We start from the raw sequence: 23,379 nt of genomic DNA, 5'->3' as shown, positions 1-23,379 counted from the left end.
CGTGGAAGGGTTCTGGGGGGTAAACAACAGCTGCCATCGCGGCTGCTGCCAGCATCGACTGAGTGATCCGGCGTCGGCTCCACGTATCGAGCGAGGTGACGTCATGAGTATCTTTAGCCACTTCCAACAACGCTTCGAGTCCACACGCCAGGAAGAACTCTCCCTGCAGGAGTACCTGGAACTGTGCAAAGAGGATCGCAGTGCCTACGTTTCCGCCGCCGAGCGTCTGTTAATGGCCATCGGCGAACCGGAACTGCTCGACACCTCGACCAACTCGAGGCTGTCGCGAATCTTTTCCAACAAGGTGATCCGCCGCTATCCGGCCTTTGAAGACTTCCACGGGATGGAAGAATGCATCGACCAGATCGTGTCGTATTTCCGCCATGCCGCTCAGGGCCTGGAAGAGAAGAAACAGATCCTCTATCTGCTCGGCCCTGTCGGCGGTGGTAAATCGTCCCTGGCCGAGAAGCTGAAACAACTGATGGAAAAAGTGCCCTTCTATGCCATCAAGGGCTCGCCGGTATTCGAATCGCCTCTGGGCCTGTTCAACGCCACCGAAGATGGCGCAATCCTCGAGGAAGACTTCGGCATCCCACGGCGCTACCTGAACACCATCATGTCGCCATGGGCCACCAAGCGCCTGGCCGAATTCGGCGGCGACATCAGCCAGTTCCGCGTGGTCAAGCTGTACCCGTCGATCCTCAACCAGATCGCCGTGGCCAAGACCGAACCGGGTGATGAAAACAACCAGGACATCTCCGCGCTGGTGGGCAAGGTCGATATCCGCAAACTCGAAGAATTCCCGCAGAACGACGCCGATGCCTACAGCTACTCCGGTGCGCTGTGCCGGGCCAACCAGGGCCTGATGGAATTCGTCGAAATGTTCAAGGCACCGATCAAGGTGCTCCACCCATTGCTGACCGCCACTCAGGAAGGCAACTACAACAGTACCGAAGGCCTCGGCGCGATTCCGTTCACCGGGATCCTGCTGGCCCACTCCAACGAATCGGAGTGGCACACCTTCCGCAACAACAAGAACAACGAGGCGTTCATCGACCGGATCTACATCGTCAAGGTGCCGTACTGCCTGCGGGTCAGCGACGAAGTGAAGATCTACGACAAGCTGCTGTTCAACAGCTCCCTGTCCAAGGCCCATTGCGCGCCGGACACCCTGAAGATGCTGGCGCAGTTCACCGTGCTGTCACGTCTCAAAGAGCCGGAAAACTCCAACATCTACTCCAAGATGCGCGTGTATGACGGCGAAAATCTCAAGGACACCGATCCGAAGGCCAAGTCGATCCAGGAATACCGCGATGCAGCGGGCGTCGACGAAGGCATGAACGGTCTGTCGACCCGGTTCGCGTTCAAGATCCTGTCCAAGGTCTTCAACTTCGATCCGCACGAAATTGCCGCCAACCCGGTACACCTGCTTTATGTGCTGGAGCAGCAGATCGAACAGGAACAGTTCCAGGCCGAAACCCGCGAGCGCTATCTGCGCTACCTGAAAGAGTACCTGGCGCCGCGTTATATCGAATTCATCGGCAAGGAGATCCAGACCGCCTACCTCGAGTCTTACAGCGAGTACGGCCAGAACATCTTCGACCGCTACGTGCTGTATGCGGACTTCTGGATTCAGGATCAGGAATACCGCGATCCGGAAACCGGCGAGATCCTCAACCGCGTCGCCCTCAACGAGGAGCTGGAAAAGATCGAAAAACCGGCCGGCATCAGCAATCCGAAGGATTTTCGCAACGAGATCGTCAACTTTGTGTTGCGTGCCCGGGCCAACAACAACGGCAAGAATCCGACCTGGCTCAGCTACGAAAAACTGCGGGTGGTCATCGAGAAGAAAATGTTCTCGAACACCGAAGACCTGCTGCCAGTCATCAGCTTCAATGCCAAGGCCAGCAAAGAGGATCAACAGAAACACAACGACTTCGTTACACGAATGGTCGAACGCGGCTACACCGACAAACAGGTACGACTGCTCTCCGAGTGGTATCTGCGGGTCAGAAAATCACAGTAACCCGCGACCGGCCAGACCGGTTGTCGTCAGTCCGAGGCCTGTGCGCGCATTTTCTGCTACACAGGCCTCTGGAAGATGTTCGAAAGGCGGTAGCGAGGTTCAGGCAGCACCCAAAGCGCTTGGGGGAGCGTGTACGTCCCTTGGCATTCGGTTCAATGCTGCATGACCGCTCACCCCTTTGCAGGACAGCTTCTAAGGAGCAGTCATGAGCTATGTGATCGACCGACGTCTCAACGGCAAGAACAAGAGCACGGTGAACCGTCAGCGCTTCCTGCGGCGTTACCGTGACCACATCAAGAAGGCCGTCGAAGAGGCGGTCAGCCGGCGCTCCATTACCGACATGGAGCACGGTGAGCAGATCAGCATTCCCGGTCGCGATATCGACGAACCGGTGCTTCACCATGGTCGCGGCGGCAAGCAGACCGTGGTTCATCCCGGCAACAAGGAATTCACCGCCGGCGAACACATTGCCCGTCCGCCGGGAGGCGGTGGTGGCCGTGGACCGGGCAAGGCCGGCAACTCCGGCGAAGGCATGGACGAGTTCGTCTTTCAGATCACCCAGGAAGAATTCCTCGAATTCATGTTCGAGGATCTCGAGCTGCCCAACCTGGTCAAGCGCAACCTCACCGGCACCGACACCTTCAAAACTGTACGCGCCGGGATCAGCAACGAAGGTAATCCGTCGCGTATCAACATCATCCGCACCCTGCGCTCGGCCCATGCCAGGCGCATTGCATTGTCGGGCAGCAGCCGCGCCAAACTGCGCGAAGCCAAAGAAGAGTTGGCTCGGCTGAAACGGGAAGAGCCGGACAATTTCGGCGATATCCAGGATCTTGAAGCAGAAATCGAGCGACTCAGTGCGCGCATCCATCGCGTGCCGTTTCTCGATACCTTCGATTTGAAATACAACCTGCTGGTCAAACAACCCAATCCGAGCTCCAAAGCGGTGATGTTCTGCCTGATGGACGTTTCCGGCTCCATGACCCAGGCGACCAAGGACATCGCCAAGCGTTTTTTCATCCTGTTGTACCTGTTCCTCAAGCGGAACTACGACAAGATCGACGTGGTGTTCATCCGCCACCACACCAGCGCCCGGGAAGTGGACGAAGAGGAATTTTTCTATTCCCGCGAAACCGGCGGCACCATTGTTTCCAGCGCCCTGAAACTGATGCAGGAGATCATGGCCGAGCGCTACCCGAGCAACGAGTGGAACATCTACGCCGCCCAGGCTTCCGACGGCGACAACTGGAACGACGACTCGCCGATCTGCCGCGACATCCTGATCAACCAGATCATGCCGTTCGTGCAGTACTACACTTACGTTGAGATCACCCCGCGCGAACATCAGGCCTTGTGGTACGAGTACGAGCGCATCGCCGAAGCCTTTTCCGACACTTTTGCCCAGCAACAACTGGTCTCGGCCGGGGATATCTATCCGGTCTTCCGTGAACTCTTCCAGCGCAGGTTAGTGACATGACCGCCAAGACCGCCAAAGAGCAGAAGCGCCAACCCATTTCCACCGGCTCGGAATGGACATTCGAGCTGATCCAGACCTACGACCGCGAAATCGCCCGTATCGCGGCCCGCTATGCCCTGGATACCTATCCCAACCAGATCGAAGTGATCACCGCCGAACAGATGATGGACGCCTATGCTTCGGTCGGCATGCCGCTGGGCTATCACCATTGGTCCTACGGCAAGCATTTCCTCAGCACCGAGAAATCCTACAGCCGCGGGCAGATGGGGCTGGCGTACGAAATCGTGATCAACTCGGATCCGTGCATCGCTTACCTGATGGAGGAAAACACCATCTGCATGCAGGCCCTGGTGGTTGCGCATGCCTGCTACGGCCATAACAGCTTCTTCAAGGGCAACTATTTGTTCCGCACCTGGACCGATGCCAGTTCGATCATCGATTACCTGGTGTTCGCCAAGCAGTACATCATGCAGTGCGAAGAGCGCCACGGGATTGATGCCGTGGAGGATCTGCTCGACTCCTGCCACGCCCTGATGAACTACGGTGTCGACCGCTACAAACGTCCGTACCCGATTTCCGCCGAGGAAGAGCGGCGTCGGCAGAAGGATCGTGAAGAACACCTGCAGAAGCAGATCAACGACCTGTGGCGCACCATTCCCAAAGGCGCGGACAAATACAGTGACAAGGACAACGCACGCTTTCCGGCCGAACCACAGGAAAACATCCTGTATTTCATCGAGAAACACGCCCCGCTGCTGGAACCCTGGCAGCGCGAGATCGTGCGGATCGTGCGCAAGATCGCCCAGTATTTCTATCCGCAGCGCCAGACCCAGGTGATGAACGAAGGCTGGGCGACGTTCTGGCACTACACGCTGATGAACGACCTGTACGACGAAGGCCTGGTGACGGACGGCTTCATGATGGAGTTCCTGACGTCCCACACCAGCGTGGTGTTCCAGCCGGGGTTCGACAGCCCTTACTACAACGGCATCAACCCCTATGCACTGGGCTTTGCGATGTACCGCGACATCCGGCGCATGTGCGAAGAGCCCACGGAAGAAGACCGCCGCTGGTTTCCGGAAATCGCCGGCAGCGATTGGCTATCGACCATCAAGTTCGCCATGAGCAGCTTCAAGGATGAGAGTTTCATCCTGCAGTACCTGTCACCCAAAGTAATCCGCGACCTGAAACTGTTCAGCATCCTCGATGACGACCAGAAGGACGATCTGCTGGTACCGGCGATCCATGACGAGGGCGGTTACCGGATCATTCGCGAAACGCTCGCGGCCCAATACAACCTGGGCAACCGCGAACCCAACGTACAGATCTACAGCATCGATCGCCGCGGTGACCGCTCGTTGACTCTGCGCCATCAGCAACACGACCGCAAACCCCTCGGCGACTCCACTGAGGAGGTCCTTAAACACCTGCACCGGCTGTGGGGTTTCGACATCCACCTGGAAACCCTGCAAGGTGATCAGATTATGAAAACCCACCATGTTCCGCCCCGCAGCGAACACAGCGAGGGGGATTACGGTCGACTTGACCTGGCCGTCATTCATCTTTGATCCCGTTCAGACCTCCGAAAATCCGGCGCAAGGGTTATCCTGTCGGGCCTACGGAGGTTCTTTATGCAGATTTACAAGGTCGGCGGTGCAGTTCGTGATCGCCTGCTGGGCAAACCGGTCACCGATATCGATTGGGTGGTGGTCGGTGCGACGACAGAAGAAATGCTCGCCAGGGGATTTCGCCCGGTCGGCGCGGATTTCCCGGTTTTTCTTCACCCGAAAAGCGGTGAGGAGTACGCCCTGGCTCGTACCGAACGCAAGAGCGGTCGCGGTTATGGTGGTTTTACCTTTCACGCCAGTCCCGAAGTCACGCTTGAAGAAGACCTGATCCGCCGTGACCTTACGATCAACGCCATGGCCGAGGACGATCAGCAAAACCTGACCGATCCCTATCATGGTCGGCGCGATCTCGAAGAGCGGATTCTGCGCCACGTTTCCCCCGCATTTGCCGAAGATCCGCTCAGGGTTCTGCGTGTTGCGCGCTTTGCCGCCCGCTACGCGGAGCTTGGTTTCAAGGTGGCGTCCGAGACCCTGGCGCTGATGCGTCAGCTCAGTGAATCGGGCGAACTGGAAGCCCTTACGGCCGAACGCAGCTGGAAAGAGATTTCCCGCGCACTGATGGAAGATCAGCCCCAGGTATTCATTCAGGTACTGCGTGATTGCGGGGCCTTGAAAGTGCTGATGCCGGAGGTCGATGCGTTGTTCGGCGTGCCGCAACCGCAAGCCCACCATCCGGAAATCGACAGCGGCATTCATACGCTGAGCGTGCTTGAGCAGTCAGCCCTGTACAAGCAGCCCCTGACCGTTCGCTGGGCTTGCCTGCTCCACGACCTCGGCAAAGGCCTGACGCCGGAGGAGGAATGGCCACGCCACATTGCCCATGAGCACAAGGGCCTGAAGTTGATCAAAGCGGTCAACGAACGCTTCAAGGCACCGAAAGACTGTCAGGAACTGGCCTTGCTGGTCGGCCAATATCACACCCACGGGCATCGCGCCCTGGAGTTGAAAGCGTCGACTTTGCTTGAGTTGCTGCAAAGCTTTGACGTTTACCGTCGACCACAGCGTTTCGAAGAGTTTATCGTCGCGTGCGAGATGGATGCCCGAGGCCGCAAAGGGCTTGAGCAGCGCAGTTATCCACAGGCCGATTACCTGCGCGGCGCGGCGAATGTCGCGCGCGGCGTGGCGGTGCAGCCGTTGCTGGAGAAGGGATTCAAAGGCCCGGAACTGGGTGAGGCACTCAAGCGCGAACGGCTCAAGGCGCTGAAGGCATACAAGGAATCGGCGGCGTCTTGAAAACTTTTGATCCGCCCTCCCGAGGGCGGATCAAGCCGTTCAAAACAGATCTGAAGGCGTGAGCTGAGTACCGCGCCACTCAAATCCGACCGGGGCGAGCACCTGATCGATCTGCGCCTCGGCCCACAATGTCGCAAAGCTTTTTCCCACACCAGGATGCACCCGATCCGGCGCAATCAGCGACAGCGGCCACAACACAAAGGCATTTTTCAGGATTTCAGCCCGAGGCAGGATCAGCCCGTCGAAGTTGCCCGCCAGATCGCCGTACAGCAACACGTCGATATCCAGCGGCAAGCCCTTGCGATCCGGCGCATAACGACCGTTGTCCGCTTCAATGAATTTCAAGCGGCGATCCAGTTCGATCAACGGCAGATCGGTGAACGCCGACACCACGAAGTTGAAGAACGGCCCGCTCTTGATTCCCACCGGCTGGCTTTCGAACACAGGCGAACAGCGGATATCCACCAGAAACGTGGACAAGGCATCCAGACCCGCCTGCAAATGGGTTTCGCGCTCGATATTGCTACCGAGCCCGAGATAGACCTGGGTCAGCGACATCCGCGCTCGATCTCCACACCCACACCACCCTTGGCGGCCGGCACGGCACCTGGCTTGGTCAGCTTCAGACGCACCCAAGTGATCTTGAATTCGCCCATCAGCACTTCCACCAGACGCTCTGCGAAGGTCTCGACCAGTTGATACTGCGATTGCTCGGCAAAGGCCTGGATCCGCGTGGACACACTGGCGTAATCGAGCGCCAGGGTCAGGTCGTCACCGGCAGCGGCCGGGCGATTGTCCCAGGCGAAGCTCAAATCAAGACGCAGGCACTGTCGGATGCCGCGCTCCCAGTCGTAGGCACCGACTACGGTGTCGACTTCCAGGCCTTCGATAAACACTCTGTCCAAGCACTTCTCTCCGCTGCACGACAAGGGCGCAATGCGCCGTTAGAATCAGGGCGTCCTCGCCCGGAATAGTTAGCATGTTTTGGTTACTGGCGATCCTCGCCTACCTGCTCGGCTCTCTGTCCTTCGCCATTTTGCTCAGCCGCCTGACCGGAAATCCGGATCCGCGAATGAGTGGCTCGGGTAATGCCGGCGCCACCAACATGCTGCGCCTGGCCGGTCGCAAACTCGCGATCCTGACCCTGCTGGGTGATCTGTGCAAAGGCCTGCTGCCGGTGCTGATCGCTTCGGCAATGGGCCTTTCACTGCAGGATCAGGCGTGGATCGGCGTCTGCGCCGTGATCGGTCACCTGTTCCCGTTGTACTTCCGCTTTCGCGGCGGCAAGGGCGTCGCCACGGCAGCCGGCATGTTGCTGGGTCTGTATCCACCCGCCGCGCTGCTGGCCGTGTGCGCCTGGCTGCTGACGTTCTACCTGACCCGCACCAGCTCGCTGGCGGCGTTAATCGCCACTCCGCTGACCCTGCCGTTGCTGGCCTGGCAGGAACCGGCGGCGCTGCTGCCGATGAGCACGCTGACACTGCTGATCGTCTGGCGCCACCGGGGCAATCTACGCGACCTGTTCGCCGGGCGCGAACGGCATTTTTAAATACCGCACGTGAGCGCCACTTATCAAAGCGCCGACAGTTGCTCCATCGGCCAACGCGCCTGCACGCTGATCGCCAGGCTTTCCTGCTGACCGGCCTGCAAACGCTGGCAGCCGGCAAACGCAATCATCGCGCCGTTATCGGTGCAAAACTCGGGACGGGCGTAGAACACATCGCCTTTCATGTCGCCGAGCATTTTCTCCAGCGAAACACGCAACGCCTTGTTGGCACTGACGCCGCCGGCGATCACCAGACGCTTCATTCCGGCCTGTTTCAGGGCACGCTTGCACTTGATGGTCAAAGTCTCCACCACGGCCTGCTGGAACGCCAGCGCGATGTCGCAACGGGCTTGCTCGCTGTCGTCCCCGGCACTGACGCATTGCTGCCAGGTGTTGAGGGCGAAGGTCTTCAGGCCGCTGAAGCTGAAATCCAGGCCCGGGCGATCACACATCGGACGCGGGAAGGTGAAGCGTCCTGCGACGCCCTTCTCTGCCAGCTTGGCGATTTCCGGTCCGCCCGGATAATTCAGGCCCATCATTTTTGCGGTCTTGTCGAAAGCTTCGCCCGCCGCATCGTCCAGCGTCTCGCCGAGCAGGCTGTATTGGCCGATGCCATCGACCTGAACCAGCTGCGTATGACCACCGGACACCAACAAAGCGACGAACGGGAACTCTGGCGGTTTTGGCTCCAGCATCGGCGCCAGCAGGTGGCCTTCCATATGGTGCACGCCGAGCGCCGGAATGCCCCAGGCAAACGCCAGCGCCTGAGCGCAGGAAGCCCCCACCAGCAGCGCCCCGACCAGGCCGGGACCCGCGGTGTAGGCGATGGCGTCGATCTCGGTCGGTACGCAGTCAGCCTCGGCCAACACCTGACGAATCAGGGGCAGCATGCGTTTGACGTGATCGCGCGAGGCCAGCTCCGGCACGACGCCGCCATAGACGCGATGCAGGTCGATCTGACTGAACAGCGCGTCGGCCAACAGGCCGCGCTCGCTGTCGTACAATGCGACGCCGGTTTCGTCGCAGGAAGTTTCTAATCCCAGTACTAGCATGGGTTTGCGCCTTGTTTAGGCTGAATTCGAAGGCGCGCATCATAGTCGCCGCGTGATGCCCCGACCAGCGGTTTTCGATCAGAGGCTTTGCATTCCGAGCGATGAGGGGTTAACATCCGCAACCCTTAAAAACCGACGTCTTCAAGTGCTCTTTTGCCGCGAGGATGTTGACCCCGGTAATGAATGAAGGTAGCTCTGGATGCCAGCCGTCAAAGTTAAAGAGAACGAACCCTTCGACGTAGCTCTGCGTCGTTTCAAGCGCTCCTGCGAAAAAGCCGGTGTACTGGCTGAAGTTCGTAGCCGCGAATTTTACGAGAAGCCAACTTCTGAGCGTAAGCGCAAGGCAGCTGCTGCTGTTAAGCGTCACGCCAAGAAAGTTCAGCGCGAACAGCGCCGCGCCGTTCGTCTGTACTAATACACAGACGATCGTAGCAAGCTTCTGCCAAGCCCGGCCCTCAGCCGGGCTAATGGCATTTGCGTAAAACGCTTGATGCTTCACCGTCGAAGCCGCAGATGCGACCGAGACAAACCCGCTTCACCGCGTCAGGCCTGGCTCTTTTGCCAGCGGTGCACGTCTTTTCTGACGAGCCTTTCAAGGCTACTGACGAGCACACCCACTGATTCCTCTTACGACGATCAGCCCAAGGCACCTGCTTGCGTGCCCGCTTCATGAGCTATCCGAGACTGATTACCAGCCGTCAGCGGATTCAGCGCAACATTTTCGAATAGTCAAAGACTGATGATTACTAACGTCAGTGGATTTTCGGCAGATACACTTCCCGACAGCGATTACGCAAACGACACCGGTCGAGCCGCCCAACGTGCGCGCATCACTCATTGACCCGCGTCCGGCCGTCTTTCGCATCGGATCCATTACAGTGCAGACGAGAACGCCATGGCCGGGCTGATTCCCCAGAGCTTCATTGACGACCTTCTGAACCGCACCGACATCGTCGACGTGGTCAGCTCGCGCGTGCAATTGAAGAAGGCCGGCAAAAACTACACCGCCTGCTGCCCGTTCCATAAAGAGAAAACTCCGTCGTTCAGCGTCAGCCCCGACAAACAGTTTTATTACTGTTTCGGCTGTGGCGCCGGCGGCAATGCCCTCGGCTTTCTCATGGATCACGACAACCTGGACTTCCCCCAGGCCGTCGAAGACCTCGCCAAAGCCGCCGGCATGGAAGTACCGCGCGAAGAAGGCGGTCGCTCGAACAAACCGCGCCAGCCGACCGACTCGCCGCTTTATCCACTGCTCACCGCTGCTGCCGACTTTTATCGGCAGGCCCTCAAGAGCCACCCGGCACGCAAGGCCGCCGTGGACTATCTCAAGGGCCGCGGCCTGACCGGCGAAATCGCCCGGGACTTCGGCCTCGGATTCGCACCGCCGGGCTGGGACAACCTGCTCAAGCATTTGAGCAGCGACACCTTGCAGCAGAAAGCCATGATCGACGCCGGCCTGCTGATCGAGAACGCCGAAACCGGCAAACGCTATGACCGTTTCCGCGATCGCGTGATGTTCCCGATCCGCGACACTCGCGGACGGATCATCGCTTTCGGTGGCCGGGTTCTCGGCGACGACAAGCCGAAATACCTGAACTCCCCGGAGACTCCAGTCTTCCATAAAGGCCAGGAACTCTACGGCCTGTACGAAGCACGCAAGAATAATCGCAACCTCGACGAAATCATCGTCGTCGAAGGCTACATGGACGTCATCGCTCTGGCCCAGCAAGGCCTGCGCAATGCCGTCGCGACACTGGGCACCGCCACCAGCGAAGAACACCTCAAGCGTCTGTTTCGTGTAGTACCGAACGTTCTGTTTTGCTTCGACGGTGACCAGGCCGGCCGCAATGCTGCCTGGCGTGCACTGGAAGCTACACTTTCCAGCCTGCAGGACGGGCGCCGTGCACGCTTTCTGTTTCTACCCGAAGGCGAAGACCCGGATACGCTGATTCGCGCCGAGGGCACTGACGCCTTCCGCGCCCGGATCAATCAGCACGCTCAACCGCTGGCGGATTACTTCTTCCAGCAACTGACCGAAGAGGCCGACCCGCGCTCGCTTGAGGGCAAGGCCCATATGGCCACGCTCGCTGCGCCGCTGATCGACAAGGTTCCCGGTGCCAACCTGCGCATCCTGATGCGTCAGCGCCTGACCGAAATCACCGGCCTGAGCAGCGAGAGCGTCAGCCAGCTGGCCCAGAGCGCGCCTGCGGAAGCACCACCTGCCTACGATCCGGGCTTCGATTACGACGCCATGCCGGACTACAGCGACTACCATCAGCCGCAGGCACAAGACATGTATGTGCCGCAGCAGGAATGGACGCCGAAGAAACCCGGCACTGGCGGCAAGAAATGGGACAAGAAACCGTGGGACAAGAATGGCAAGCGTAGCGGCGATCGCGATCAGCCACGTGCCCCGCGCGTGCCGGCCGCCGTCGAACCACCGACACTGGCCGCCCTGAGGACCTTGCTGCATCACCCGCAACTGGCGGAAAAAGTCGAGGACGCCGGGCACTTCGCGGACGAGAACCAGACCAACGCACAACTGCTGGTAGCACTGCTCGAAGCCGTACAGAAGAATCCCAAGCTAAACTCGTTTCAGTTGATCGCGCGATGGCACGGAACCGAACAGGGCCGACTGCTCAAGGCGCTGGCGGAAAAGGAATGGCTGATTGACGGAGACAACCTTGAACAACAGTTTTTCGACACCATTACTAGCTTGTCAGCCCGCCAACGCGAGCGAAATCTGGAACAACTGCTCAGGAAAGCGCGTCAAAGCGAACTGAGCACCGAAGAGAAAAATCAACTGCGCGACCTTTTAAGTCGCAATGTTTCCGCATCAAACCCGACCTCAACTGGCGCGTGAGGTCATAGCTCAGGTATAATCCTCGGCTTGTTTTTTGCCCGCCAAGACCTTCAGTGGATAGGGTGTTATGTCCGGAAAAGCGCAACAGCAGTCTCGTATTATTGAGTTGATCAAACTGGGTCGTGAGCAGGGCTACCTGACTTACGCAGAGGTCAACGACCACCTGCCCGAGGATATTTCAGATCCGGAGCAGGTGGAAGACATCATCCGCATGATCAACGACATGGGGATCCAGGTACACGAGAGCGCTCCGGATGCGGATGCCCTTTTGTTGGCCGAAGCCGATACCGATGAGTCCGCCGCGGAAGAAGCAGCCGCTGCGTTGGCGGCGGTGGAGACCGATATCGGTCGTACCACTGATCCGGTGCGCATGTACATGCGTGAAATGGGTACGGTCGAGCTTCTGACTCGTGAAGGCGAAATCGAAATCGCCAAACGTATCGAAGAAGGCATCCGTGAAGTGATGAGCGCGATCGCGCACTTCCCTGGCACGGTTGACCATATTCTCGCCGAATACACCCGCGTCACCACCGAAGGTGGACGCCTGTCTGATGTTCTGAGCGGTTACATCGATCCGGACGACGGCATTGCGCCGCCTGCCGCCGAAGTGCCGCCACCGATCGACGCAAAAGCGGCGAAGGCGGAAGAGTCCGACGACGATGACGAGGCCGAAGCTTCCGATGACGAAGAAGAAGCCGAAAGCGGTCCGGATCCGGTCATTGCAGCCCAGCGCTTCGGTGCTGTCGCCGACCAGATGGAAATCACCCGCAAGGCCCTGAAAAAGCACGGTCGCCACAACAAGGCGGCGGTTGCCGAACTGTTGGCCCTGGCCGAGCTGTTCATGCCGATCAAACTGGTGCCGAAGCAATTCGAAGCCCTGGTCGAGCGTGTTCGCAGCGCCCTGGATCGTCTGCGTCAGCAAGAGCGCGCGATCATGCAGCTGTGTGTACGTGATGCACGTATGCCACGCGCCGATTTCCTGCGCCAGTTCCCGGGCAATGAAGTCGACGAAAGCTGGTCCGACGCCCTGGCCAAAGGCAAAAGCAAGTACGCCGAAGCCATTGCCCGCGTGCAACCGGACATCATTCGTTGCCAGCAGAAGCTGACCGCGCTGGAAACCGAGACCGGTTTGACCATCGCCGAGATCAAGGACATCAACCGTCGCATGTCGATCGGTGAGGCAAAAGCCCGCCGCGCGAAGAAAGAGATGGTTGAAGCGAACTTGCGTCTGGTGATCTCCATCGCCAAGAAGTACACCAACCGTGGCCTGCAATTCCTCGATCTGATCCAGGAAGGCAACATCGGTCTGATGAAAGCGGTGGACAAGTTCGAATACCGTCGTGGCTACAAGTTCTCGACCTATGCCACCTGGTGGATCCGTCAGGCGATCACTCGCTCGATCGCCGACCAGGCCCGCACCATCCGTATTCCGGTGCACATGATCGAGACGATCAACAAGCTCAACCGCATTTCCCGCCAGATGCTGCAGGAAATGGGTCGCGAACCGACTCCGGAAGAGCTGGGTGAGCGCATGGAGATGCCTGAGGACAAGATCCGCAAGGTATTGAAGATCGCCAAAGAGCCGATCTCCATGGAAACCCCGATCGGTGATGACGAAGACTCCCATCTGGGTGACTTCATCGAAGACTCGACCATGCAGTCGCCAATCGATGTCGCCACTGTTGAGAGCCTGAAAGAAGCGACCCGCGAAGTGCTGTCCGGCCTTACTGCCCGTGAAGCCAAGGTACTGCGCATGCGTTTCGGTATCGACATGAACACCGACCATACGCTCGAAGAAGTCGGCAAACAGTTTGACGTGACCCGTGAGCGGATCCGTCAGATCGAAGCCAAGGCGCTGCGCAAGCTGCGCCACCCGACCCGAAGCGAGCATTTGCGCTCCTTCCTCGACGAGTGACACCAGAACCCCCGGCCCAGGCCGGGGGTTTTGTTTATATGGCAGATTAAATACCTCGCACCACCCTCCCCCCGCGCACAGCCCGTCTACACTCGAAACATTCCCCCGAGCCATAACGAGACCGTTATGCCCAGACTGGCGTCCGTGCTTTTTTTGCTGTCACTGATGATCTGGACCGCAACGGCTGACGCGCTGACTCTGACCGATGAAGAACGTAGCTGGCTGGCGGCTCACCCGGATTTGCGCCTGGGTGTCGATGCATCGTGGCCGCCCTTCGAATTTCGCGACGACCAGAGTCGCTATCAGGGCCTGGCAGCGGACTATATCGATGTGATTCGCCAGCGCCTGGCGATCAAGCTCACCCCCATCGAGCCGGTGAGCTGGACGGTCGTGCTCGAACAGGCGAAAAACGGCACCATCGACCTGCTGCCGGGCATCATGTCCACCCCGGAGCGTCAGCGTTACCTGTCGTTCACCCGGCCCTATCTCGACTTTCCGATCGTCATTCTCGCCCACGTTGGCGGCCCGCAACCGCGCGAGCTCGAGGAGCTTTACGGCCTGAAAATCGCCGTGGTCGAAAACTATGCCCCCCATGAACTGCTGCGCACCCACCATCCCGACCTGAATCTGGTGGCGATGCCCAATGTCAGCTCGGCGTTGCAGGCCCTGGCCACCGATGAAGTGGACGCTGTGGTCGGCGATCTGGCCTCCAGCGTCTGGAGCCTGCGCCAACTTAAACTGGATGGCTTGTACGTGAGCGGGGAAACCCCTTACCGCTACCAGCTGGCAATGGCCGTCCCCCGGGACAACAAGATGCTGGTGGGGATTCTGGACAAGGTGCTGGCCGACATGTCCCCGGAGGAAATCAGCAGCATCCAGGAACATTGGGTGGGCAACGTCCTCGATCACCGGACATTCTGGTCGGATCTGCTGGTTTACGGTTTACCGGGCCTTTCGCTTCTGGTCATCGTGCTGGCGGTGGTGATCCGCATCAACCGTCGACTGAGCTCGGAAATCGCCCGACGTATCAACCTCGAACAGGAACTGCGCAGCAGCGAATACCACTATCGGGGGCTGGTGGAGAGTCTCTCGGCCATCGCCTGGGAAGCGCGGATCAGCGACTTCACCTACAGCTATGTTTCGCCCCATGCCGAAGACCTGCTCGGCTATCCGCTGTCTCATTGGCTGATTCCGGGCTTCTGGCGCAACATCATTCACCCGGCCGACCTGACTCGAGCCCAAAGCTTTTGCGATCACGAGGTGCTGGCCGGACGCGATCACAGCCTCGATTACCGGGTAATCACCGCTGATGGGCGTTGCTTGTGGGTACGCGACATCGTCAGCCTGATCGAACACGGCCACGAACCCGTGATGCGCGGCCTGATGATCGACATCAGCGAAACCAAGCGCACCGAAGAGGCGTTGCGCCTGTCGGAACAGAAATTCGCTTCGGTATTCCAGCAATGCCCCGATATTCTGGTCATCGCACGCTTATCCGACGGCTGCCTGCTGGAAGTGAACGAAGCCTTTGAGGAGCAGATCGGGCTCAAGGCTGAAGAAGTCATCGGCCAGACCGCCACCGAACTCAACATCTGGGGCATTCCCGGAGTCGGCCCGGGCCTGCTTCAACGCCTGCAAGCCGGCAGCATTCGCAACCTGGAGATGCCCTTTCGCCGCAACAACGGCCAGGTGTTCACCGGGCTGATTTCCGCTGAACCTTTCGAGCTCGACACCACTCCGGCGCTGGTCGTGGTGGTGCGCGACATTACCCAACTCAAGGAAACCCAGCAGCAACTGCAAACCTCCGAAGAAAAGTTCGCCAAGGCCTTCCACGCCTCGCCGGACGGCCTGCTGCTGTCGCGACAAAGCGACGGCTTGCTGCTGGAGGTCAACGAAGGTTTCAGTCGCATCACCGGATTCAACAGCGCCATGTCGGTGGATCGCTCGGCGCTGGATCTGGGCATCTGGGTCAACCTCAACGAACGCAAGCAAATGCTCGACCTGCTGCACCGCGACGGGTTCGTTCGTGACTTCAGCTGCCATATCCGCCGCAGCGACGGGCAGATCCGCCTCTGCGAGGTGTCCAGCCGTCCGCTGCCGATCGGCGACGAAGACTGCATGCTGACCATCGCCCGGGACATCACCGAACGCCACCTGATGCAGGAAAAACTGCAACAGGCAGCGACAGTGTTCGAAAGTACTGCTGAAGGCGTGTTGATCACCGACACCCAGCAACACATCAGCGCTGTGAACCGGGCGTTCACCGAAATCACCGGTTACAGCGAAAGCGAAGCGCTCGGTCACACCCCGCGCCTGCTGGCCTCCGGACTGCACGACAGCGCATTTTACGCGGCGATGTGGCATCAACTGACGGACGAAGGTCACTGGCAGGGCGAAATCTCCAACCGGCGCAAGAACGGCGAGTTGTACCCCAGCTGGCTGACCATCAGCGCCGTGCGCAACCGCGACAACTTCATCACCCACTTCGTAGCGGTGTTCGCCGATATCTCCAGCCTCAAGCACGCCCAGGCCAAACTCGACTACCAGGCGCATCACGACCCGCTCACCGGCCTGCCGAACCGTACGCTGTTCGAAAGTCGCCTGCTGACGGCACTCAACAGCCAGCGGGAAAACGGCGGTCAGGGCGCGGTGCTGTTCCTAGACCTCGACCGCTTCAAGCACATCAACGACAGCCTCGGTCACCCGGTTGGCGATCTGCTGCTCAAGGGCATCGCCGTGCGTCTCAAGGAGCAACTGCGCGATATCGACACCGTGGCGCGGCTGGGGGGCGACGAATTCATCATTTTGCTGCCCGGCCTGCAGCAACCCGGCGATGCTGACAACATCGCCACCAAACTGCTGAATTGCTTTGGAGCGCCATTCCAGGCCGGCGAGCATGAGTTCTTCATCAGCGCCAGCATCGGCACCAGCCTTTACCCGCGCGACGGTTGTGATGTCGCGACCCTGATCAAGAACGCAGACGCAGCGATGTACCGCTCCAAGGCCAAGGGCCGCAACCGGGTCGAAAGCTACACCCGCGATCTCACCGCGCAGGCCAGCGAGCGGGTGGCGCTGGAGCACGAACTTCGCCGGGCCATCGAGCGCGAGGAGTTGTACCTCTATTACCAACCGAAAATCAGTCTCGACGATCACAGCCTGGTCGGCGCCGAAGCCCTGATTCGCTGGCGCCACCCGAATTTCGGCGAAGTGCCGCCCGAGCATTTCATTCCGCTGGCGGAAGAGAACGGGATGATTCTGCAAATCGGCGACTGGGTGCTTGAAACCGCCTGCCGGCAGATGTTCGAGTGGGGCCAGATCTACGAATCCCTCGGCCCGCTGTCGGTGAACCTCGCCGGCGCGCAACTGCGCCAACCGAACCTGCTGGGACGCATCGAGCAACTGCTCAAGGAGAACCGTCTGCGACCGGAATTACTGCAACTGGAAATTACCGAAAACTTCATCATGAGCCAGGCGGAAGAGGCGCTGGCTGTGCTGCATCAGCTCAAACACCTCGGCGTGCAACTGGCCATCGACGACTTCGGCACCGGCTATTCCTCACTGAGTTACCTCAAGCGCCTGCCGCTGGACATCCTCAAGATCGACCAGTCTTTCGTCCGCGGCCTGCCCGACGACCCGCACGACGCTGCGATTGTCCGCGCCATCATCGCCCTGGGCCGCAGCATGCAATTCACCGTGATTGCCGAAGGCGTGGAAACCCAGGCCCAGCAACAATTCCTCGCCGCCGAGGGCTGCGAACAGATCCAGGGCTACATCGTCAGCCTGCCGCTACCGCCGGAGGAATTCGCCGCGACGTTTCTTCGCATAGCCGTATCGGATTTTTCGGATAGCACAGCCGAGAAACCGTCGCTATAATCCGCGGCCTACTGAGGGCCTATAGCTCAGTTGGTTAGAGCAGAGGACTCATAATCCTTTGGTCCACGGTTCAAGTCCGTGTGGGCCCACCAAACATGAAAAAGCCGCGCTTATGTGCGGCTTTTTCGTACCTGCGTGGAGAAGTCCCTTGCCCGACATCCGCCCACCCGTGCTCGATGAAATCGACCGCCAGCTGATCGCTGCCCTGCAAATCAACGCTCGCGAAAGCGTGGCGATGCTGGCCCGGCAATTGGGCATCGCCCGCACCACCGTGACTTCGCGACTGGCCCGACTGGAAAAGGCCAAGGTCATCACCGGTTACGGCGTACGTCTGGGGCAGCGTGTCGTGGATGGCGGCTTGCAGGCCTACGTTGGGATCAAGGTGCAGCCACGCTCCGGCAAAGAAGTGCTGCGCCGGTTGAGCGCGATGGCACAGGTGCAGCAATTGTGCGCGGTGAGTGGCGAGTTTGATTATGTGGCGTGGTTGCGGACTGATTCGCCGGAGCAGCTCGATCAGCTTCTGGATCAGATCGGCAGCGTAGACGGCGTGGAGAAGACCACGACCTCGATCATTCTCAGCAGCAAGATTGATCGCGGGCATCCAGTTTGATCACTGCTTTCGTCATATTGCAGTAATAACGCTCAAAACGACGACACATTGCGTCTTATTAACGTGTTCTACGCTCCCTAGAATGGCTGGCATCTTTTCCTATACTCAGACGCGCCTCCAGCGTCGGGTCGCCAGTAAGGTCAGTCATGAACAAGAACAATCGCCATCCCGCAGACGGCAAGAAACCGATCACCATTTTCGGCCCGGACTTTCCTTTCGCTTTTGACGACTGGATCGAACACCCGGCCGGCCTGGGCAGCATTCCCGAGCACAACCATGGTGCCGAAGTGGCGATCGTCGGTGCCGGCATCGCCGGTCTGGTGGCGGCGTATGAGTTGATGAAGCTCGGTTTGAAACCGGTTGTGTATGAGGCTTCGAAGCTCGGCGGCCGTCTGCGCTCCCAGGCATTCAACGGCACTGACGGCATCGTCGCCGAACTTGGCGGCATGCGCTTCCCGGTGTCCTCCACCGCGTTCTATCACTACGTCGACAAACTCGGTCTGGAGACCAAGCCCTTCCCCAACCCGCTGACGCCGGCTTCCGGCAGCACCGTGATCGATCTGGAAGGCAAAACCCACTACGCACAGAGCCTGAAGGATCTTCCTGCACTGTTCCAGGAAGTGGCTGACGCCTGGGCCGACGCTCTGGAAACCGGCTCGCAGTTCTCCGATATCCAGCAAGCGATCCGCGACCGTGACGTGCCACGCCTCAAGGAGCTGTGGAACACCCTGGTACCGCTGTGGGACGACCGCACGTTCTACGACTTCGTCGCCACGTCGAAAGCCTTCGCCAAACTGTCGTTTCATCACCGCGAAGTGTTCGGACAGGTCGGTTTCGGTACCGGCGGCTGGGACTCGGACTTCCCCAATTCGATGCTGGAAATCTTCCGCGTGGTGATGACCAACTGCGACGATCACCAGCACCTGGTGGTTGGCGGTGTGGAGCAAGTGCCACAAGGCATCTGGCGTCATGCGCCGGAACGCTGCGTACACTGGCCGCAAGGCACCAGCCTGAAATCCTTGCACCACGGTGCCCCGCGCTCCGGGGTGAAGAAAATCGCCCACGCGCCTGATGGACGTTTCGCGGTCACCGACAACAATGGCGACACCCGCGAATACGCCGCCGTACTGACCACCTGCCAGAGCTGGCTGCTGACCACCCAGATCGAATGCGACGAAACCCTGTTCTCGCAGAAAATGTGGATGGCCCTGGACCGCACCCGCTACATGCAATCGTCGAAAACCTTCGTGATGGTCGATCGCCCATTCTGGAAGGACAAGGACCCGGAAACCGGCCGGGACCTGATGAGCATGACCCTTACCGACCGCCTGACCCGTGGCACTTACCTGTTCGACAACGGCGACGACAAACCCGGCGTGATCTGCCTGTCCTACTCGTGGATGAGCGACGCGCTGAAGATGCTCCCCCACCCGGTGGAAAAACGCGTGAAACTGGCGCTGGATGCACTGAAGAAGATCTACCCGAAAGTCGACATCGCGGCGCGGATCATCGGCGATCCGATCACCGTGTCCTGGGAAGCCGACCCGCACTTCCTCGGCGCGTTCAAGGGCGCACTGCCCGGCCACTATCGCTACAACCAGCGCATGTACGCGCACTTCATGCAGGACGACATGCCGCCGGAGCAGCGCGGGATCTTCATCGCCGGCGACGACGTGTCGTGGACGCCGGCCTGGGTGGAGGGCGCGGTGCAGACGTCGCTCAACGCGGTGTGGGGAATCATGAAGCACTTCGGCGGGTCCACACATAAAGAGAACCCCGGCCCGGGTGATGTGTTCAACGACATCGGCCCGATCGCCCTGCCCGAGTAAGAGGAATCCCTGATGCGTGTAGCCCTTTACCAATGTCCACCGCTGCCACTGGAACCCGCCGCCAACCTCCAGCGCCTGCACCAACTGGCGATGGAGGCCAAAGGCGCCGACCTGCTGGTGGTACCGGAGATGTTCCTGACCGGCTACAACATCGGCAAGGAGGCGGTCGCAACATTGGCCGAGGTCTACAACGGGGAGTGGGCGCAGCAAGTCGGACGGATCGCCAAGGCTGCCGGCCTGGCGATTCTTTACGGTTACCCTGAACGCACTGCCGAAGGACAGATCTACAACGCCGTGCAGTTGATCGATTCGAACGGCGAGCGCCTGTGCAATTACCGCAAAACGCATCTGTTCGGTGATCTGGACCGTTCGATGTTCAGCCCCGGCGACGGTGAATTTCCCATCGTCGAGCTCAACGGCTGGAAGCTCGGTTTCCTGATCTGCTACGACCTGGAATTCCCGGAAAACGCCCGGCGCCTGGCCCTTGAAGGCGCCGAGCTGATTCTGGTGCCAACAGCCAACATGATTCCCTTCGATTTCATTGCTGACGTCTCCGTGCGCTCCCGCGCCTTCGAAAACCAGTGCTACGTGGCTTACGCCAACTACTGCGGCCACGAAGGCGACATCCATTACTGCGGGCAAAGCAGCATCGCCGCGCCGGATGGCAGCCGCATTGCTCAGGCCGGACTGGACGAAGCCTTGATCGTCGGCGAGCTGGATCGCCAGTTGATGGTCGACTCGCGCAGCGCCAACCGCTACTTCAACGACCGCCGCCCCGAACTTTACGACGCGCTCAACAAGCGCTAATCCGCTAGCATGGGCACTTCACTGTTCTGGAAGTGCCCATGCCTGCGCCGACTCACCCCCGCCCCCACACCGAAACCCTGGCCAACGGCTTGCGTGTGACCCTGCGTCACGTGCCCGGCCTGAAACGCAGCGGCGCTGCGTTGCGAGTGGCGGCCGGCAGTCATGACGTGTCATTGGCGTGGCCAGGGTTGGCGCACTTTCTTGAGCATTTGCTGTTCCTTGGCACCGAGCGGTTTCCTGCACAGCAAGGGCTGATGGCCTACGTGCAAGGTCACGGCGGCCAGGTGAATGCCAGCACCCGCGAGCGCACCACCGATTTCTTTTTTGAGTTGCCACCAGCGTTTTTTGCCGAAGGACTGGAGCGTCTGTCAGACATGCTCGCCCATCCGCGTATGAATCCGGACGACCAGTTGCGGGAACGGGAAGTGTTGCAGGCGGAGTTTGTCGCGTGGTCGCAGGATACTGCAGCTCAGCAGAAAGAAGCGCTGTTCGAAGGGTTGTCAGCGAAGCACCCGTTACGCGGTTTCCACGCCGGAAACCGCGACAGCCTGCCGGTAGAGCAACCGGACTTTCAACAGGCATTGAAAGACTTCCACCAGCAGTTCTACCGCACCGGGCAGATGACCCTGAGTCTGGTCGGGCCGCAAAGTGTCGAAGAGTTGCGCACGCTGGCCGAACAGTTTGCCGCCGAGCTGACGGCTGGGGATAAAACTGAACAGATATCCCCCGTTCCTTTGATGGATACCGCTCAGGCAAGTTATCAACAGGTCGGCGAGCGCCGCGACAATCTGCTGTTTGCGTTGGAGGACTTGCCAGTGTCGTCGGCCGAAGCGCTGGCGTTTCTCTGCCACTGGTTGAACAGCGCCAAGCCCGGTGGGTTGCTCGCGCATTTGCAGCAGCGGGGTCTGGCGCAGAGCTTGCGGGCCTGTGTGCCCTATCAGTTTGCTGAGCAGGCTTTGCTGCACCTTCAGTTCACTGCGACATCCGGGTCAATCGACGCCATTCGGGCAGAATGTCTCGATTGGTTGAGTTTCTTCGCGGCCCAGCAAGACTGGCCGTCCCTGCGTGCGGAATATTCGGCACAGCTTCAGCGGCAGCAGCAAGTCAGCGGTGCAGTGCAGCTGGCGCGACTCGACAGCGAACAACTCGAGAGCGACCTGTCCGATTCCGCCGTCACGGCGCTTAGAGTGATTCTCGGCAAAATCGGCACTGTGGATAACTTCAGCTGTCACTGGCATCTGCCCGCCCCCAACCCGTTCCTGCGCGCAGCCGAGCCGCTGGCCAACGCCGGCCTGATTCGTGGCCAGACCAGCGCACACCGAGGTTTGCGCACGTTCGCTCAGGATCGCTCACGCGGCCGCCGGGAGCGCTCGCCGATGCAATTTCGCCAGGCGCTGCCGGATAACGGTGACGAAGGCGCGGTGTATGTGCGCTGGCAGACGGAAGCGGCGGCCACGACCGAGCTGCAAGCGAAACTGCAACGCAGTCTGCGGGAAGTGTCTGACGACGCGCGTCAGGCCGGGGTCGAATTGTCCTTCAGCACTACGGGTAATCAGTGGCTGCTGAAATTGACCGGCCTGCAGGACACGCTGCCCATGGTGCTGGAACATGCACTGAAATATCTGACGCAGGTTGATGCCGACTCGCCAAGCAGTGAGCCGCCAGTGCCATCGATGCTGATCCGTCAATTGCTCAAGGTCTGGCCCGAGCGTTGCCTGCCCGTGGTTGCGCAATCCGATGATGCCGATCAGCTGTGGACAACTTCCCGCTGGGATGGCCTGGCGCTGGGTCTTGATGCCCATTCCCAATCGGCCATGGGACTGGCCCTGAGCCGCATACCCGGTAAGCCATCCCCTGAATTACCGTACCTGCCGGCATTCCACGCACAACTGCGGTGGGATCAGTTCGACAGCGACTCCAGCGAACACGCATTACTGCTGTTTTGCCCGACCGCCAGACCGGACATCCCCGGCGAAGCCGCGTGGCGCTTCCTTGCGCACCTGTGCCACACGCCGTTCTACCAGCGGCTACGAGGTGAATTGCAACTGGGATACGCGGTGTTCAGTGCTTTCAGGCAGGTGCACGGCCAAGGTGGATGGCAGTTCGGCGTGCAATCGCCGACAGTCACTCCCGAGCAACTGCTGGATCACGTTCAACAGTTCATCGAAAGCATCCCCGCGCTGATCGAAACAATCGACGACGCCTCGCTCGTCGAGCAGCGCCAGATCCTTGCCGTACAACTGGATCCCGGCATCCTGTCGGGCAAGGAGGCTGCCGAACTGCAGTGGCAGGCAAAACTTGCCGGCCACTCGTCGGATTACCTGAATCAACTGAGCAATGCCATAAGTCAGCTTGACCGCGAGGCATTGCTGGCCGCCGCACACTGCTTGATCCGCGCCGAAGGCGGCTGGCACGTGCTGGCCAACAGCCCTTCGCCGGGCGCACCGTGGGAAGCGTCAAAATGATCATTACCGGGGCTGCAAGGAGCTTTCTCAAAGATTCACGGGCAAACCCCCTGAA

At 59.7% G+C, this 23,379-nt stretch carries 16 protein-coding genes and 1 tRNA gene; 14 read left to right on the top strand and 3 right to left on the bottom strand.

Annotated elements, in window-relative coordinates:
* Positions 1–103 precede the first annotated feature (103 nt).
* The 4 genes from L6D81_RS10245 to L6D81_RS10230 all read left to right on the top strand — a co-directional run bounded on the left by L6D81_RS10245 (position 104) and on the right by L6D81_RS10230 (position 6,364).
* Positions 104–2,026 (top strand): PrkA family serine protein kinase, encoded by a 1,923-nt coding sequence (locus L6D81_RS10245; protein ID WP_236178952.1) that lies wholly within the window; start codon positions 104–106, stop codon positions 2,024–2,026.
* 205 nt (positions 2,027–2,231) lie between these two features.
* Positions 2,232–3,503, top strand: a complete 1,272-nt coding sequence (locus L6D81_RS10240) for a YeaH/YhbH family protein (protein WP_064599841.1) — start codon at positions 2,232–2,234, stop codon at positions 3,501–3,503.
* The gene (locus L6D81_RS10235) at positions 3,500–5,071 is read left to right on the top strand and encodes a SpoVR family protein (RefSeq protein ID WP_011336213.1); all 1,572 of its coding nucleotides are present in this window, start codon (positions 3,500–3,502) and stop codon (positions 5,069–5,071) included. Before L6D81_RS10240 ends, L6D81_RS10235 begins: the two co-directional genes overlap by 4 nt.
* A gap of 63 nt (positions 5,072–5,134) precedes the next feature.
* Positions 5,135–6,364, top strand: a complete 1,230-nt coding sequence (locus tag L6D81_RS10230) for a multifunctional CCA addition/repair protein (protein WP_236178951.1) — start codon at positions 5,135–5,137, stop codon at positions 6,362–6,364.
* A 39-nt stretch (positions 6,365–6,403) separates the two neighbouring features.
* On the opposite strand, the gene folK is transcribed toward L6D81_RS10230, so the two are convergent.
* Both folK and folB read right to left on the bottom strand, forming a co-directional pair.
* Positions 6,404–6,922, bottom strand: a complete 519-nt coding sequence (folK, locus tag L6D81_RS10225) for a 2-amino-4-hydroxy-6-hydroxymethyldihydropteridine diphosphokinase (RefSeq protein WP_236178950.1) — start codon at positions 6,920–6,922, stop codon at positions 6,404–6,406.
* Complete coding sequence (gene folB, locus L6D81_RS10220) at positions 6,913–7,269, bottom strand: dihydroneopterin aldolase (protein WP_236178949.1); 357 nt, start codon at positions 7,267–7,269, stop codon at positions 6,913–6,915. The genes folK and folB overlap by 10 nt, the downstream gene beginning before the upstream one ends.
* Before the next feature lie 74 nt (positions 7,270–7,343).
* Here folB and plsY point away from each other — a divergent pair, with 74 nt between their 5' ends.
* The gene (gene plsY, locus L6D81_RS10215; protein WP_007959895.1) at positions 7,344–7,913 is read left to right on the top strand and encodes a glycerol-3-phosphate 1-O-acyltransferase PlsY; all 570 of its coding nucleotides are present in this window, start codon (positions 7,344–7,346) and stop codon (positions 7,911–7,913) included.
* 23 nt (positions 7,914–7,936) lie between these two features.
* Here plsY and tsaD read toward each other — a convergent pair whose 3' ends face one another.
* A complete protein-coding gene (tsaD, locus tag L6D81_RS10210; protein WP_039768071.1) occupies positions 7,937–8,962 on the bottom strand; it encodes a tRNA (adenosine(37)-N6)-threonylcarbamoyltransferase complex transferase subunit TsaD in 1,026 nt (341 codons plus the stop codon).
* Between the two features lie 199 nt (positions 8,963–9,161).
* On the opposite strand from tsaD, the gene rpsU reads away from it, so the two are divergent.
* The 9 genes from rpsU to pqqF all read left to right on the top strand — a co-directional run bounded on the left by rpsU (position 9,162) and on the right by pqqF (position 23,324).
* On the top strand, positions 9,162–9,377 hold the full coding sequence (gene rpsU, locus L6D81_RS10205; protein ID WP_002551877.1) for a 30S ribosomal protein S21: 216 nt from the start codon (positions 9,162–9,164) through the stop codon (positions 9,375–9,377).
* 480 nt (positions 9,378–9,857) lie between these two features.
* On the top strand, positions 9,858–11,825 hold the full coding sequence (dnaG, locus tag L6D81_RS10200) for a DNA primase (RefSeq protein ID WP_236178948.1): 1,968 nt from the start codon (positions 9,858–9,860) through the stop codon (positions 11,823–11,825).
* Between the two features lie 67 nt (positions 11,826–11,892).
* The gene (rpoD, locus tag L6D81_RS10195; protein WP_236178947.1) at positions 11,893–13,740 is read left to right on the top strand and encodes an RNA polymerase sigma factor RpoD; all 1,848 of its coding nucleotides are present in this window, start codon (positions 11,893–11,895) and stop codon (positions 13,738–13,740) included.
* 126 nt (positions 13,741–13,866) lie between these two features.
* Positions 13,867–17,613, top strand: a complete 3,747-nt coding sequence (locus L6D81_RS10190) for a bifunctional diguanylate cyclase/phosphodiesterase (RefSeq protein ID WP_236178946.1) — start codon at positions 13,867–13,869, stop codon at positions 17,611–17,613.
* Positions 17,614–17,628: 15 nt separating this feature from the next.
* Positions 17,629–17,705: transfer RNA gene (locus L6D81_RS10185), tRNA-Ile, on the top strand.
* A 56-nt stretch (positions 17,706–17,761) separates the two neighbouring features.
* On the top strand, positions 17,762–18,223 hold the full coding sequence (locus L6D81_RS10180) for an Lrp/AsnC family transcriptional regulator (protein WP_007959884.1): 462 nt from the start codon (positions 17,762–17,764) through the stop codon (positions 18,221–18,223).
* 146 nt (positions 18,224–18,369) lie between these two features.
* Entirely contained in the window at positions 18,370–20,052 is a 1,683-nt protein-coding gene (locus tag L6D81_RS10175) for a flavin monoamine oxidase family protein (RefSeq protein WP_236178945.1), read from the top strand.
* 12 nt (positions 20,053–20,064) lie between these two features.
* Positions 20,065–20,859, top strand: coding sequence for a carbon-nitrogen hydrolase family protein (locus tag L6D81_RS10170; protein WP_007959880.1), 795 nt, complete (start codon positions 20,065–20,067; stop codon positions 20,857–20,859).
* A 38-nt stretch (positions 20,860–20,897) separates the two neighbouring features.
* Positions 20,898–23,324: a pyrroloquinoline quinone biosynthesis protein PqqF gene (pqqF, locus tag L6D81_RS10165; protein WP_236178944.1), complete on the top strand. Its 2,427-nt coding sequence runs from the start codon at positions 20,898–20,900 to the stop codon at positions 23,322–23,324.
* Positions 23,325–23,379: the final 55 nt, after the last annotated feature.

Origin of the sequence: Pseudomonas sputi (assembly GCF_021603585.1) — a bacterium.
Classification (GTDB): Bacteria; Pseudomonadota; Gammaproteobacteria; order Pseudomonadales; family Pseudomonadaceae; genus Aquipseudomonas; species Aquipseudomonas sputi.
The sequence above is the reverse complement of the archived record's forward strand: the minus strand, read 5'-3'. Positions and strand labels throughout refer to the sequence as shown.

What these genes read in the sequence shown, in the direction of transcription:
- L6D81_RS10245 (WP_236178952.1), top strand. Translation starts at nt 104, where the DNA reads ATGAGTATCTTTAGCCACTTCCAACAACGCTTCGAGTCCACACGCCAG.
- L6D81_RS10240 (WP_064599841.1), top strand. Translation starts at nt 2,232, where the DNA reads ATGAGCTATGTGATCGACCGACGTCTCAACGGCAAGAACAAGAGCACG.
- L6D81_RS10235 (WP_011336213.1), top strand. Translation starts at nt 3,500, where the DNA reads ATGACCGCCAAGACCGCCAAAGAGCAGAAGCGCCAACCCATTTCCACC.
- L6D81_RS10230 (WP_236178951.1), top strand. Translation starts at nt 5,135, where the DNA reads ATGCAGATTTACAAGGTCGGCGGTGCAGTTCGTGATCGCCTGCTGGGC.
- folK (WP_236178950.1), bottom strand. Translation starts at nt 6,922, where the DNA reads ATGTCGCTGACCCAGGTCTATCTCGGGCTCGGTAGCAATATCGAGCGC.
- plsY (WP_007959895.1), top strand. Translation starts at nt 7,344, where the DNA reads ATGTTTTGGTTACTGGCGATCCTCGCCTACCTGCTCGGCTCTCTGTCC.
- tsaD (WP_039768071.1), bottom strand. Translation starts at nt 8,962, where the DNA reads ATGCTAGTACTGGGATTAGAAACTTCCTGCGACGAAACCGGCGTCGCA.
- rpsU (WP_002551877.1), top strand. Translation starts at nt 9,162, where the DNA reads ATGCCAGCCGTCAAAGTTAAAGAGAACGAACCCTTCGACGTAGCTCTG.
- dnaG (WP_236178948.1), top strand. Translation starts at nt 9,858, where the DNA reads ATGGCCGGGCTGATTCCCCAGAGCTTCATTGACGACCTTCTGAACCGC.
- rpoD (WP_236178947.1), top strand. Translation starts at nt 11,893, where the DNA reads ATGTCCGGAAAAGCGCAACAGCAGTCTCGTATTATTGAGTTGATCAAA.
- L6D81_RS10190 (WP_236178946.1), top strand. Translation starts at nt 13,867, where the DNA reads ATGCCCAGACTGGCGTCCGTGCTTTTTTTGCTGTCACTGATGATCTGG.
- L6D81_RS10175 (WP_236178945.1), top strand. Translation starts at nt 18,370, where the DNA reads ATGAACAAGAACAATCGCCATCCCGCAGACGGCAAGAAACCGATCACC.
- L6D81_RS10170 (WP_007959880.1), top strand. Translation starts at nt 20,065, where the DNA reads ATGCGTGTAGCCCTTTACCAATGTCCACCGCTGCCACTGGAACCCGCC.
- pqqF (WP_236178944.1), top strand. Translation starts at nt 20,898, where the DNA reads ATGCCTGCGCCGACTCACCCCCGCCCCCACACCGAAACCCTGGCCAAC.